The 11,899-nt window shown below is 51.2% G+C and carries 12 protein-coding genes; 3 read left to right on the top strand and 9 right to left on the bottom strand.

Annotated elements, in window-relative coordinates; translation table 11 throughout:
• Positions 1 to 69 precede the first annotated feature (69 nt).
• The 3 genes from Poly24_RS13120 to Poly24_RS13110 all read right to left on the bottom strand — a co-directional run bounded on the left by Poly24_RS13120 (position 70) and on the right by Poly24_RS13110 (position 2,325).
• Positions 70 to 285, bottom strand: coding sequence for a hypothetical protein (locus Poly24_RS13120; RefSeq protein WP_145095807.1), 216 nt, complete (start codon positions 283 to 285; stop codon positions 70 to 72).
• 75 nt (positions 286 to 360) lie between these two features.
• Positions 361 to 690: a hypothetical protein gene (locus Poly24_RS13115; RefSeq protein ID WP_145095804.1), complete on the bottom strand. Its 330-nt coding sequence runs from the start codon at positions 688 to 690 to the stop codon at positions 361 to 363.
• 768 nt (positions 691 to 1,458) lie between these two features.
• Positions 1,459 to 2,325, bottom strand: a complete 867-nt coding sequence (locus Poly24_RS13110) for a DNA methyltransferase (RefSeq protein WP_197452545.1) — start codon at positions 2,323 to 2,325, stop codon at positions 1,459 to 1,461.
• Positions 2,326 to 2,396: 71 nt separating this feature from the next.
• On the opposite strand from Poly24_RS13110, the gene Poly24_RS27400 reads away from it, so the two are divergent.
• Both Poly24_RS27400 and Poly24_RS13105 read left to right on the top strand, forming a co-directional pair.
• Positions 2,397 to 2,678, top strand: a complete 282-nt coding sequence (locus Poly24_RS27400; RefSeq protein ID WP_231753174.1) for a transposase — start codon at positions 2,397 to 2,399, stop codon at positions 2,676 to 2,678.
• 53 nt (positions 2,679 to 2,731) lie between these two features.
• Entirely contained in the window at positions 2,732 to 3,568 is an 837-nt protein-coding gene (locus Poly24_RS13105) for an IS3 family transposase (protein WP_231753175.1), read from the top strand.
• On the opposite strand, the gene Poly24_RS13100 is transcribed toward Poly24_RS13105, so the two are convergent.
• From Poly24_RS13100 to Poly24_RS13080, 5 genes are all read right to left on the bottom strand, one after another.
• Complete coding sequence (locus Poly24_RS13100) at positions 3,519 to 5,699, bottom strand: DNA methyltransferase (RefSeq protein WP_145095799.1); 2,181 nt, start codon at positions 5,697 to 5,699, stop codon at positions 3,519 to 3,521. The genes Poly24_RS13105 and Poly24_RS13100 overlap by 50 nt on opposite strands.
• A 125-nt stretch (positions 5,700 to 5,824) precedes the next feature.
• Positions 5,825 to 6,766 carry a hypothetical protein gene (locus Poly24_RS13095; protein ID WP_145095796.1) on the bottom strand — a complete coding sequence of 314 codons (942 nt, stop codon included), beginning with the start codon at positions 6,764 to 6,766 and terminating at the stop codon, positions 5,825 to 5,827.
• Between the two features lie 88 nt (positions 6,767 to 6,854).
• Positions 6,855 to 7,271 (bottom strand): hypothetical protein, encoded by a 417-nt coding sequence (locus Poly24_RS13090; RefSeq protein WP_145095793.1) that lies wholly within the window; start codon positions 7,269 to 7,271, stop codon positions 6,855 to 6,857.
• 401 nt (positions 7,272 to 7,672) lie between these two features.
• Positions 7,673 to 8,134: a hypothetical protein gene (locus tag Poly24_RS13085; protein WP_145095790.1), complete on the bottom strand. Its 462-nt coding sequence runs from the start codon at positions 8,132 to 8,134 to the stop codon at positions 7,673 to 7,675.
• 57 nt (positions 8,135 to 8,191) lie between these two features.
• Entirely contained in the window at positions 8,192 to 8,542 is a 351-nt protein-coding gene (locus Poly24_RS13080; protein ID WP_145095787.1) for a hypothetical protein, read from the bottom strand.
• Between the two features lie 205 nt (positions 8,543 to 8,747).
• Here Poly24_RS13080 and Poly24_RS13075 point away from each other — a divergent pair, with 205 nt between their 5' ends.
• Positions 8,748 to 9,629: a helix-turn-helix domain-containing protein gene (locus tag Poly24_RS13075; protein ID WP_197452544.1), complete on the top strand. Its 882-nt coding sequence runs from the start codon at positions 8,748 to 8,750 to the stop codon at positions 9,627 to 9,629.
• Positions 9,630 to 10,058: 429 nt separating this feature from the next.
• Here the strand turns inward: Poly24_RS13075 and Poly24_RS13070 are convergent, their stop codons facing one another.
• The gene (locus Poly24_RS13070) at positions 10,059 to 11,777 is read right to left on the bottom strand and encodes a helix-turn-helix domain-containing protein (RefSeq protein ID WP_145095781.1); all 1,719 of its coding nucleotides are present in this window, start codon (positions 11,775 to 11,777) and stop codon (positions 10,059 to 10,061) included.
• Between the last annotated feature and the right edge of the window lie 122 nt (positions 11,778 to 11,899).

Here is an 11,899-nt window from a genome sequence, read left to right as displayed (position 1 = left end):
CATGTTCGGATTGGCGACCGCCAGTGTTGGGATCACAACACTGGCGGTTTTTTTGTGCCAATCATTCGCCTAGTTGTCTTTCACTTTCTTGTAATAAGATTTCAGTTCATTTATTTCCCGAATGGTGTAATAAGCCCTTCGGGCAAATACTTTCGTTGGTTGAACAACACGTCCTTCCCAAACGTCTTTGTAAAACTGGTCCTGATCGATGCCGATCACTCTTGATGCCTCAGCCATATTAAACATCTCCAGTTTTTCTCTTCTTTGTTGTGGTGTCAGTCGCATTTTTCCCTCCTTACTTATGTAGTAATCCCGGCAGTTTTCTGAGCGAAGAATATTTGTTTTTTAGATCGCAGTCTTTCAAAATACGAGGATTTTCCAGTCGGACGTTTCCTGCGATGACCTTTCTTCAAATACATTGATCCCCTGTCTGACGGCCATTGAAAGCTCACTGTCTGTGACTGCAAATTCCGTTGCTTGAAGATTGGCTTCCATCTCCGCTGCTTGCTGTCGAGCCAATTGAAGGGTCGCCTGATTTCGAGCCAAGTATCCCTTTGGCAAAGTGGAGCTTGAGTTCACAGTTTTCAGGACTTGTTCAACTAAATCGCTTATCGCTTCTCGCAATAACCGCAGTCGGCGTCCATTGGCACAGCCGGGAAATTGATCTTCCATCATTTCAACTACATCCATGTCACGTTCCTAGTGTGAGTGTTGCTTGTTGATCCCAGTCACAACGACCTTGTTCTGGGACCGGGAGAATGGGTGTCGTAAAAAGACCTTCGGCAACAACTGGTTGCGAAGGCGGGGCGCACGAGTCACGAGGTGATGTGCGTTACCAACCGCTTCCATGAGCGAGTTGGGAGACGCTAATAGCGAGCGTCATCAGTTATGAAGAAGTAGATTTGGTGTAGCTTTGATCGGTAATTGTTTCGTTGAGGCGGGATTTTACAGGAACCAAAAAATCCCGTCAAATATTTTATTGGTCATCAAAAACATGACCGCTATTAACCGCTGCCAACTGGAAGATGCCGGTTATTAAGTGCCATCTTTCAAACTCAAAGTCGATGAGTAACAGTCGCTTGCCAGAGGTTTGTGACACAAAGATTTGATAATCTCAATCTTTGTGCCGCAAACTTTTCATCCGATGGGATTTTGTGTCACAAAGAAACGCTGGCGGGAGAGAAAGCGTTTTCAACCCGATGTGCGAAGTGATTCCTCGTTAATAGCGAGGTGTTGATAATCGACCTGAAGAGTTAGTGGGTATGAAACGAAAGCTGATCAGGCCAGCCCAGTGTCGATTTACAACAAGCATGTACATGGCAACCAAGAAACCGTTGTTTCAACAGCGAATCACGGACTGAACCCAAATGCCCTATTAACGAATGCAAAATTTGTTTTCGGACTTAGACTGGTCGCTATTAAGCGACCGAGGGAGCCAATTATCAACGACACTTCTGGTTACGCAGCAAGTGAGGCAGGCAATCCCCGATAGAACTCGTGGAGTTCGGGACTAATGGAAGCAAGCACGACATTGAACCCAAACTGTTTGCTCGACTCCATCATTTCATAAAGTTCTTTGATATTTTGCTGCGAACTTTGGCCGCCAAGGTCAATGCAGTCCTCCAAGATCACCATGAGTTCTTGTCGCAAGTAGAGCAACTCTTCCATATCTGCATCCTCCGAGTCGGTTGTGGTTTTTCGAAATTGAGCGATTCGGTCCTGCTCTTCAAGCAGTCGTGACTTTGCGGTTTGGCAATATCCTTCATCGAGGTCGATCCCGATCCCATTGACGCCCAATTGAGCCATCGCCGTCGTCGATCCGCCAACACCATTGAACGGATCAAGAACGGTCATGCCCTCCTTGATGCCATGCAATTTGATGCAGCGAACAGGAAGCTCCACCGGAAATGGGCAAGGATGCGACCATTTATCCTCACGGCTCTTGGTGCTGTCGTGGGGAATTGTCCAAATGGTTCCTCCACACCGGGTATCTTCAAAGTTCTTGAATCGATAGAGACCTGTCCGATGAGAATAGGGAACGCCAAGGGCAAGTCGGTCGATTTCCACGTCACCACGTTTGGTCAGGTGGTAAACATGTTCGTGGGTCGGCGTTAAGAATCGCTTGCCCGGCACAGGGCGAAATTGTCCATAGGACCGATCATTCACCGTTACGGATTTTGCCCAAATGATCTCGTTTTGAAGTTTGAATCGAAAACGCAACAATTCCACAACACGTTGTGCAAGCCATGGCTTCTGAGAAGTTCTTCCGACATTCAGAAAGAAACTGCCGTCATCGGCCAGCACTTTCTCAATCAAATTGAACACCTTGGAATGCTCCCCAAAACCTGATCCAGGTGTTATGAAAGTCTAGAGCCAATTCCGGCAAAGGATTTTCCATGAGCAAGAAACGACGACGACATTCACCCGAACAGATCATCAAGAAGCTGCGTGACGCGGATGCCATGCTTGCCGCCGACAAGAGCGTGGGTGAGGTTCTCCAAGCACTGGAAGTTAGCGAGGCCACGCTGAGCCGCTGGCGGAGCCAGTATGGCGGCATGAAGAGCGAAGAGGCCAAGCGTCTTAGGGCACTTGAGGAGGAGAACAACCGACTCAAGAAGATTGTGGCCGACCAAGCTTTGGATATTTCGATGCTGAAGGAAATCACCAAGGGAAACTGACGACCCCTCGATCGCGACGCGCGGCAGTAGCAGAGCTTCAACAGAAGTTCGCTGTGTCGCAACGACGTGCCTGCCGCGTGCTCGACCAACCGCGATCGAGCCAGCGATTTGAGGGGAAACCCAAAGACGAAGACGAGCGACTGACGAAGCGAATTCTTCACTTTGTTCGCGAGCGTCCTCGCTGGGGGTATCGACGTATCTGCCAACTTCTTCGCCGCGACGGTGAGACTATTAACAGGAAAAAAATGTATCGGCTTTGGAGAGCATCGGGGCTGAAGGTGCCACAAAAGCGTCGCAAAAAGCGTGCTACTGGCGTCCGAGGCAATGCATGCGACGTTCAAGCGGCAGGTTTTGTTCACGATGTTTGGAGCTGGGATTTCGTGCAATCGTCGACACTTGATGGACGAACGATTCGCTTCTTGAACATCGTCGATGAGTACACGCGGCAATGCCTGACGATCAAGGTCGGCCGCAGTATCACGAGCGAAGATGCGATCGACACGCTGGCTGAGCTGTTTGCAATGCACGGCGTTCCGAAACGACTTCGTTGCGATAACGGCCCCGAGTTCATCTCGACAGCGATCAAGCAATGGCTGGCAAAGATTGGCGTTGAGATCCTTTACATCGAACCTGGCTCGCCATGGCAGAACGGTGTCTGCGAGAGTTTCAACAGCCGGCTTCGTGACGAGTATCTGCATCAAACGGATTTGATCAATGAAGACGACACACGGATGAAAGCACGAGCTTGGCGGGAGGACTTCAACACCCAGCGCCCGCACAGTTCGCTTGGCTATCTAACCCCATCAGAGTTCGCGCATCGCAGTGCTGCTTCCGTTCGGCCTACGGCCTCACTCCAGCAGCACTGCGAATCACCCACCCCTGTTTCCTAACCCAATCTTTCATAACGCCTGGTGCAGAAAACTGGGGCATCCCAACCTCATCGAGCCAGTCGAGATAATGCTCATCATCTTTGTCGTCCTCGTAGCTATCGTATTTCACGCCAATGTTGTAAGGGATCGACGTAACCGCAACATCAACGGATTTTGGCTCAAGGCTCTTCATCAGTTCGAGGCAGTCGCCAGTCCGCACCTGAATTTTGCTATCGGTAGGCAAAGTGATCGAGGTTTCCTCAGCCTTGCGTTGTTCTTTTCGGCACTCGATTTCGGCCTGTCGGATCAATCTTGAAATTCGGGCCTTTGGCTTTTTTGCCTTTTCGACAACAGGCTGTCGTTTGCACTCGGGAACTTTTGAGAGTTTATGCGCATCGTTTACCGTGAGAATACCATTGCGAATTGCGTCCAGTAATTCGGGGGCGTTAGCCGCTGTTGACTTGACCTGTTCGACATAAGTTGAAGAACAATTGGCAATCTTAGCGGCGTGTTCACTTGCCTTTCCAAGTTCGTTAGCAGGAATTTGTTCGCCCTTTTTGCTGCGACCTTTTGATAGTCTTTGTCGCTCTTTGGCTTCCGCTTCTAATAGCGGTAATAAGTCGTAACCGAGTAAGGCACGCTGGCTGGCGCTTAAATGGCGTCGTTGAAGGTTCTTGCTGATGATCCATTGCACGGGTGATCCTTCACCATCCCACTCAACAAACTTGGGTTCAATGCCAGCGATCTCGCAAGCTTCAAGTCGATTACGACCGTCAAGTATTTCCCCGTTGTGGACCACGATTGGCTCCAACAGACCGTTCTGGCGGATGTCGTTGGCAAGTTCCCGAAGCTCAGTGCCTTGAAGCACGGGAAAGAGAGCGCAGGCTGCGTGGAAATTTGGATTGTCAAAGTCGATGTTAAATTCGTTCATGTTCGTTTCCTTTTTGTTTTTCGTTCTTGGTGTAATTGCCCCTGCGGAAGAATCTGAGCGGGAGTCGTCTCTTACCTTTGTTGGTGATGTTGATTTAACTGGAGATTTGGTTTCTCTCAGCCGCCGCTGAGCGGTCTTCACCCACTTGTCATCCATTTCGATGCCTGTTAGTTGATCCCAGCCAGCAGCCATCGCACCGACCATTTCCGAACCACTGCCCGAGTAAGGCACAAGCAGTCGCCTTGGCGTCGGTCGCTCAGGTGGAAGAATCAGTCGAGCAAGCGACTCGCACAGGTCAGTAGGTTTGACTGTTGGATGTGCGTTGTCCAAACGCTGTTTACCTTTTGCCTTTGCGACGTAGAAGAATCTTGACGCTCCACCCTCGTCGTCATAACCGTAAATCCCCTCGACTTGATTTATGAAGTGCCCCATGGTCCTTCCATTCCCGATGGTGCGTCCTGCGATTCGTTTCCGCCCCTTTCGTGAACGAGTGATTCCGCTTTGCTTGTCGAGCGATTCTGCCGCCACCTCATCGAGAAGGAGATTGGAGGGCCATCGCCCTTTATCGATTTGTTCGACTCTGTGGCCGGATCTTCCCCAGTTCGTCCGATCTTCCGTCCCATCGGGCAATCGTGGATAGGGAGCTTGGTGGCTGCGGGTCGTTTCTCCAGTCGTCCCAATTCGGCAACTATCAATGTCCAACCCACCGCAACCATGCCGTAGGGCGTTGTTGGCAAAAGTGCGTTCCCGTGGCCTCTGGACCAGAATGATCGGCTCCCAAGCAGGCTTGAGCCCAGTGCCGTATCCCTCCCATGCCCGTGCTTGCTCGGAACTGGGCATCCGCTTTTCGAGGTCTTTGCCGATGTTGTGGGACTTCGGAAGCCCCTCACCATAAATCCATGAAAGCGTGTCCCGAATTTCCCAACCGGCCTCTTCGATGTTGACCATCAAGCGGTGAAATGTCTTGGGATGCCCGAAAGCCAGCAAATGCGCCCCCGGTTTGCAGACTCGGAGAATCTGTTTGAAGACTTCAGTGGGCGGGAGAACTTTGTCCCAATCTTTCCCCATGAACTCCAGAGCATAAGGTGGATCGAATAACGCTCCGTCATATAGCGAGTCTTCCAACGTGGGCAATACGGTTTCGACATTTCCGTGGTGAACAGACCAGCGGCGGTCAGGTGCTTCGTAGCTAGGAGTATGGTTGCGGATATTGCTGTTCATGTGTGTTTCCTATTCGGTTTTTGAAAAGTGGAGGGCCTCTGGCTCGGTGCGTACCGGTAGCGGTCGGCCCTCCAAGGAGTCGTTTTTGGTTTAGGGAGTGAGTTAAAGATTCAGCGATCAGCGGGTTATGCGGCAGCGAATTCGGCGTCGGCCAGCACCTCCTTTCGACGGTTGTAAAACGTCGATTGCTTGAGACCGCTGATCTCCAACTGTGCTTGCCGGTCATCTGGGAATCTCCGCATTGCATCCCGAACCTTTTGCCTCTGGAGTTCGATGTCATCACGTTTGGACACCGAAAGAATCGGCTCCGAGGCAATCTTCTGGAGGCTGGTGCGAACGAGATCCCTCCAAGGCGTCTTTGATCTTCCGTGTTTGTCTTGGCGGAAGTCCTGCCATGCCTTGTTGAGATGTCGAAGGTCCAGTCGCATGTCGTAGGATCGTGTCTCAGCAATCACAAATTGGACAACTTCGAGACACTCTTCTGACGACAAGTCGGCATGGCCCTTGGCTGCAAGATGCTGCATAAATGCGGCGATCTCTTCATCCGTGGGTTCGTGTTCCAGCATCACCACACGACTGCCTAACGCTTGTGCCAGTGGGTCACGGCGAAGCGGAAGGTTCGAGATAGCAATGATGGCCCCTGAGAACAGAACTTGGATGTCCTGATCCTTCGATTTGTAAGTGACCTTCCTTGGCTGACCGGGCTTGCCATCCAATGCGGCCATCAGGATTTGCATCGCCTGATCGTTTTTGAATAACGACGGGATGTCATCCAGCACGATGACGTGCTCGGGATGTTCGGCGATAAAGTTGAACAACCCCATTGGCGTCATACGAGCGTTTTGAAGCGTCGAAGGTGCTTCCAGTCGATCCAGTTCCTTTTTGACCGTGAAAGTCTTGGAGGTTCCGGGCCTTCCGACGATGTAGAATCCCGATTGATAGCCATCGGCAACTGACACTACACGGTCACGGATTATTTGCACCTTCTGCTCGAACGATTCGAGCAGGTCTTGGTGCGTTGGCTGCCCGAGGGCAAAGGTGCCGTTGTTACGGCTGTGAGTAATCATAAATTTCTCTCTTTAGGTAGGAACGAAACTGTCATGTCCATACTGGACAAGTTCACGAAATGGTTTGCTGCAAAGATGACTGGCGTAGTTAATCAGCGATGTATCTTTGACGGGATTGACTCTTGATCCGAAAGTCGGAGTTGAGGCGAACTGGGGGCGTATTCAATCGATGGAAACCCGATGGCAACGACCACGAAGCTTCAGGATTTGCGTGTAGCCATATCAGGAACTTTCGAATTTCCGAGATGTGATTTTCCGCTGTCATCGATGCGATTGGACTGTCTGAATTCTTTGCAAGTGGCTGAGATCGCCAGTAATCGACTAGCGAATGAACCTTGGCTTGATCCAGCGAAGAAAGCGGTATGTCGGCATGGACTTCCTTTAGTCGTCGCACGAGATTTAGGCGGCGGACAGACCAAGCCGGTGAGGCGACTGATCCCAGTCTGATATGATCTGAATAGGCATCGAGCATTGCGTGAAGTGAAAGCTGTTCAACTTTGTTCATTGTCTTCTCCTTTGAGTGCAGTGAAGAACGGACGCAAACAGAGTCCGCCTCCGTTCTCTCCGAAGATGACGGGCGACTGGAGCACCAAGTCGGCGCAGACCGGTAGACAGAACATCCAAATGGATTTTTATCGAAGGGGGTGACTCCGCAGCGGTGCGGGATCAAGCCTCAAATTGAAGGCGAAAAAGCCATTCGAGGCGGTTGAGAGATTGACAATTGGTGTTTTCCAACCTGCTCGCAATAATGATATGGCACATTTCTTGGGCAGTCCAAGCTAAGCCGGAAAATTGTCTTGACCGGACCATGGGAACAAGTGGTTGACGCCAAAAGCGAAGGGCCTCGGCTTTCAAGCCGAGACCCTTCATGACTGCCAAGTTCATGTCAATCCTCTTCAGGGGCGGTTACGCCGTTACTTCATACCCCATTTCGTCGAGGTACTCGTTCAGTTTTTCCTTCATGGGATTCACCTTGCCACAAGTGATGTCGAACCAGACATCCCAGACGATGAGGTCCAAGAGAACCTCGTCATCAGAATCCACCCATAGTGCCCATGTGTAACCATCTGGCCCTAGACCGAACTCGAAGATTCGAATGGCAAGGCTATCGAGCCTCGACACAACTTGAGCGACCTCTTTTCGGGCACGGACATCGGAAGTAAACGAGTCGTTGCCAAATATTAGGCACTCTCCTTCGCCCTCTGGAAACTCGTCGTCGTCGATCAACCATGCGCCTCGATGCACGTTCATGTGCTCTCGATACATTTTCGTTGCCATCAGATTGCAGACTCCGATTATGTTTGGCCGTTGGATGCGGTCCAATAAGGTCTTTTCGGTCTTGGTTAGTCGGTATTGTTTGGTTTTCATGTGTGGTTTATTCCTGCTAGTTCGTGATTTTGTGTGCGGCTTTTCTGCGGCCATGTGTTAAGCGGTCTCGAAAACTGGGAAGCTGGCGAGCTTGGACTTCGGCCCAAGATCTTCGATGAATCCTTCGACGTTCATGATGTCCTCTTCGATGTTGGCTTCTCGGTACGAGAAGCATTCGCCATCGTGGTCGGCCCAGTAGTTGAGGTACTCGGACAGCGGTGAAGGGATCTTTTTGGTTTGCTCGATTGGCGGATCATTGCCGTCAACAAACTTTGAGCACTGGTCGTGAACTTGTTCGAGCCAATTTCGAAGCTCACCCAACGTCCCCTTGGGGCGTTTTTCAAACCAGAATCGGAAGTCGTGGCGGAAGTAGCTTTGCTGTTTTTGATCTGCATCTGTCGTTGCCATGTGGCGTTCTCCTGAAAACGGAATTGAAGCTCGGAGGCCCAACGTCGGGCGTCATCGAGATGGCTGACCGGGCGGCGAATTTGCCTTGCTGGCCAACCACGGGCTACAAGCAGGTGTTATTTAACGAAAGCGGGTATCTGCTGTACTTTCTGCTACAATGCGGTTTTGCTCGCCTTTGGTCCCTACACTTTCTGCTACAGACTCTATGGACGCCGAAATCTTCAAGGTGAATCTGAGGGGCTTGCTCGAAGCTAGGGGCATGTCCCTACAAGAATTGGCCGAGCGTTGTGGCGTCGGGTACCAGTGGGTCCGCAGGGTTTGCTCACGGGGGCTCACACGAGTTGAAGGTCGCAACCGAGATCAGTTGCAGGCGATCTGCGTACTGTTCGGCATCAGCCCGGTTGAGCGACTGTGGAGCCCTGATCTGCACGCAGGTATGGGAGAGGCGGCTTGGTACGGGGCCAAAGTCGAGGAGATCTTGAACGAGACTCGTTCAGTGACCGACTTCGAGGGCTTCGTGGACATGTCTGAAGATTCCATCATCGAGATGGTTCAGGTAATTGATCGGTTGCACACGGCTCTGAAGAGGAACCAAGAGAAGCTTGCTCAACTGCATGAGAAAAATCTGGATCATCGACGTGAGCGGGGAGATCCTTGCCCAACACAAACATCTAACGACGTGGAGCAGCTACGGAAGGCATCGGAATATTCAGCGAAGCTCAAGCAGATCTTCCGCACTCAATCCCATGAAGACAGCTATTGGGAACCGATGGCGTTGGATTGCATTGACATCTTGTTCTACAAGAAAGAGTCACGGCGAATCGCATCGATCTTCCGAGACAGTCATCTACGGATGTACGAAGCTTGGATCGCCTATTTCGATATGCGAGAAGAGATGGAAGACGCCATCGCTTTAGCTTTGGGAACTTACCCTGCCGATCAGGTGCGATCTTGGTTGGAGAGTCATTCGCCTTCTGACGATTCGGATGCTCGTTGGGATTCGATCCGAGAAGGCATGGCTGCGACAGAACGGGACGAATTGAAAGGATTATCCACTCACGGCGGCAATACTGCTGAGGGCGAGTAGTGCTTTATGGACGATGGCTGACCAAAGCTTGGCTCCACAGAGCTTTCATTTGGCCACAATTGAGTCACAGCGAAACGCCGACTCGCAGGGATTCTCGATCCGCCGTACAAGTCCGAACGGTCACGGCTGTACCTTGGGCGATTCGAGCACGACGAGTTCTATGGCTGGCTGAAGAAGCAGCGGGCTGGATGGGCGCTGTCGATGAATGGTCCCGATCCAGACTCGGATGGCAGAGACTTTGTGCCTGAAATTTACGATGAGCGATTTGAGCTACAAAATGGAACCAGTGCGGTCAGGCGATTGAGCGGACGGGAGACGCCTTCAGTCACAGAGTCGTTGTTTGTTCGAACAACCTGCGATCCATGACCGGTGGCGATCCTGAACTGAAATGTGGAATGCAAAATTTGGAATTCTGGAAACCGTAGCGAGTCATTGGGATATCCGCTCTTTTTCTCGGTAAACGGTCGCTGCTGAAACTCCGCACTCCGTGGCGATCTTTGACGCAGGAGTCTTGGAATCAAGCATCTCTTGAATCTTGCGACGTACATTGAGCGGAATATATTGCTGAATGGGGGCAGCGGTGGGATCTTCAGGCGATGCCTGAAAAACTGGTTCGAGGTGATTTCGGGCTGACCGCATCAGGTCGTGAAATCTACCGAAGGGCTTGTTCGTATAGCAGTCGATGAGTTTGTCGCCTCGATAAGTGCTCCCGTGGGCCAAGCAGAGGGAAGCCATTTCGCTTGAATGGCGAATCCTAAGAATGTTCGGCAAAGTGTCTCGCAATGTGCCGAATGCAAGCCTTCGGAATTCAGGATCGCTCTTTTGAACTCGCTTGATCAACCGATTGAAGGTGTTTGTGAATTTTGCTTGAGGGTTCTTGTTGTGTTGCACGTTGTACCACGGCGTACCTTTTTCCGAGACAAAAATTAGCTCGCTCCCAATTTGGCGAGATCGCTCAAGTCCCCACTGGACTAGCTGGACGGTCTCAGGCCACAGTAACCATTCACCGAAGACACTTGTTTTGGGACGCAGGTAGCGGATAAATGAATCTCGACTCGTGGATTCAAAACCCAGCCGGTCTTGAAACTCATGTTTATGAAACAACAAGATGTCCTGAGACTTGAGCCGCCCAAGTTCTGCTGCCCCCATTCCGCAATTCAGTCCGATGAACAAGAACAAACGCTCAAGCACGGTCGCATTACGATTGAGTTCAGCAAGCTCCTGAACTGAGTACACGTCTTTTTGCACAACCGATAGCCTCTGGGCAAACTCCTCTTCAGTTGGGCTGATAGCCCTGTCAAGCGTTGTGAATCCCCTTGGCAATTTCCATGCAAACTCATCGCTTGAATCGAGCCATTTGAAAAAGCGATCCAATTCCTTGCGGTGGTGCCGAGCCGTGCTGACCGCAATTGGCGGCCCGTCGAACTTTCCCGACTTGCGATTCTTGACTGGCGGACGTTGGCACCAGAAACGAAGCATGTCTTTACACGCATCTCGACCTAACAAGGAAAGCGGAAGATCGTCGTGCCGCTCCTTGAACCGGTCTATCATTTCCAGCCTCCGATGACCGCTTTGTTTCAATCGCTTTGATTCCGGCCATATATTGCGGGACTTCACATCGTCCTCAGCGTATCGATCCAACGCTTCATGCAATGTTCCCGCAATGAGCTTCTGAGGCAGTTTGACTATGGGTGGCAAAGCTCCCAGTTCTTTGAGCCGATCCTGAAGTTGACGCACTTCATCGGCCACAAGCTGCTCGTTGCTTTCGCATCCAGTTGCGTAGATTTGAAGATTGGTTGGTACAAGATCCAAGGACGGAAAACGCTGGCGTTCGACCTCAAGCATCTGCGCATACTCGGCAGCAGGATCGTCGGCTTCAAGAAAATGCGACTGGAAGGGGTACTCGATTTGACGTTTCCCTTTGGCCACATCTTGAGCGAAGTCGAGGGCAAGAGGAGACCAAACGTCCTCGCCGTTGACGGCCACGTTTTCGTCCCACAGTTCGAATAACCGATTCATGCGGCGGTGAGCTTGAGCTTTGTCTGTGCCGAGGTTGAACCTTGGCTGCTTGCCATCAATTCGATATCCGAGATATGGGCGATAACGCCCCTGAGAATCGGGCTTGAGTATCCTTTTTCGGATGGGCATGGGGGGCCTCCGGTGCAAATTGCCAAACTGCCAGAATTCGCTATCTGACACAAACCGTGCCCGTATCTGACACGGTATCTGACACATGCTACCGAGAATAAAGCCGTCACGCCAAGGGATCA

It is taken from the genome of Rosistilla carotiformis (assembly GCF_007753095.1).
GTDB lineage: Bacteria > Planctomycetota > Planctomycetia > Pirellulales > Pirellulaceae > Rosistilla > Rosistilla carotiformis.
This window is presented reverse-complemented; position numbering and strand designations above follow the sequence as displayed.

Bases quoted from the DNA above. Each gene is read 5' to 3' on its own strand.
- Poly24_RS13120 (WP_145095807.1), bottom strand. From the start codon at position 285: ATGCGACTGACACCACAACAAAGAAGAGAAAAACTGGAGATGTTTAAT.
- Poly24_RS13085 (WP_145095790.1), bottom strand. From the start codon at position 8,134: ATGAAAACCAAACAATACCGACTAACCAAGACCGAAAAGACCTTATTG.
- Poly24_RS27400 (WP_231753174.1), top strand. From the start codon at position 2,397: ATGAGCAAGAAACGACGACGACATTCACCCGAACAGATCATCAAGAAG.
- Poly24_RS13115 (WP_145095804.1), bottom strand. From the start codon at position 690: ATGGATGTAGTTGAAATGATGGAAGATCAATTTCCCGGCTGTGCCAAT.
- Poly24_RS13095 (WP_145095796.1), bottom strand. From the start codon at position 6,766: ATGATTACTCACAGCCGTAACAACGGCACCTTTGCCCTCGGGCAGCCA.
- Poly24_RS13070 (WP_145095781.1), bottom strand. From the start codon at position 11,777: ATGCCCATCCGAAAAAGGATACTCAAGCCCGATTCTCAGGGGCGTTAT.
- Poly24_RS13080 (WP_145095787.1), bottom strand. From the start codon at position 8,542: ATGGCAACGACAGATGCAGATCAAAAACAGCAAAGCTACTTCCGCCAC.
- Poly24_RS13090 (WP_145095793.1), bottom strand. From the start codon at position 7,271: ATGAACAAAGTTGAACAGCTTTCACTTCACGCAATGCTCGATGCCTAT.
- Poly24_RS13100 (WP_145095799.1), bottom strand. From the start codon at position 5,699: ATGAACAGCAATATCCGCAACCATACTCCTAGCTACGAAGCACCTGAC.
- Poly24_RS13075 (WP_197452544.1), top strand. From the start codon at position 8,748: ATGGACGCCGAAATCTTCAAGGTGAATCTGAGGGGCTTGCTCGAAGCT.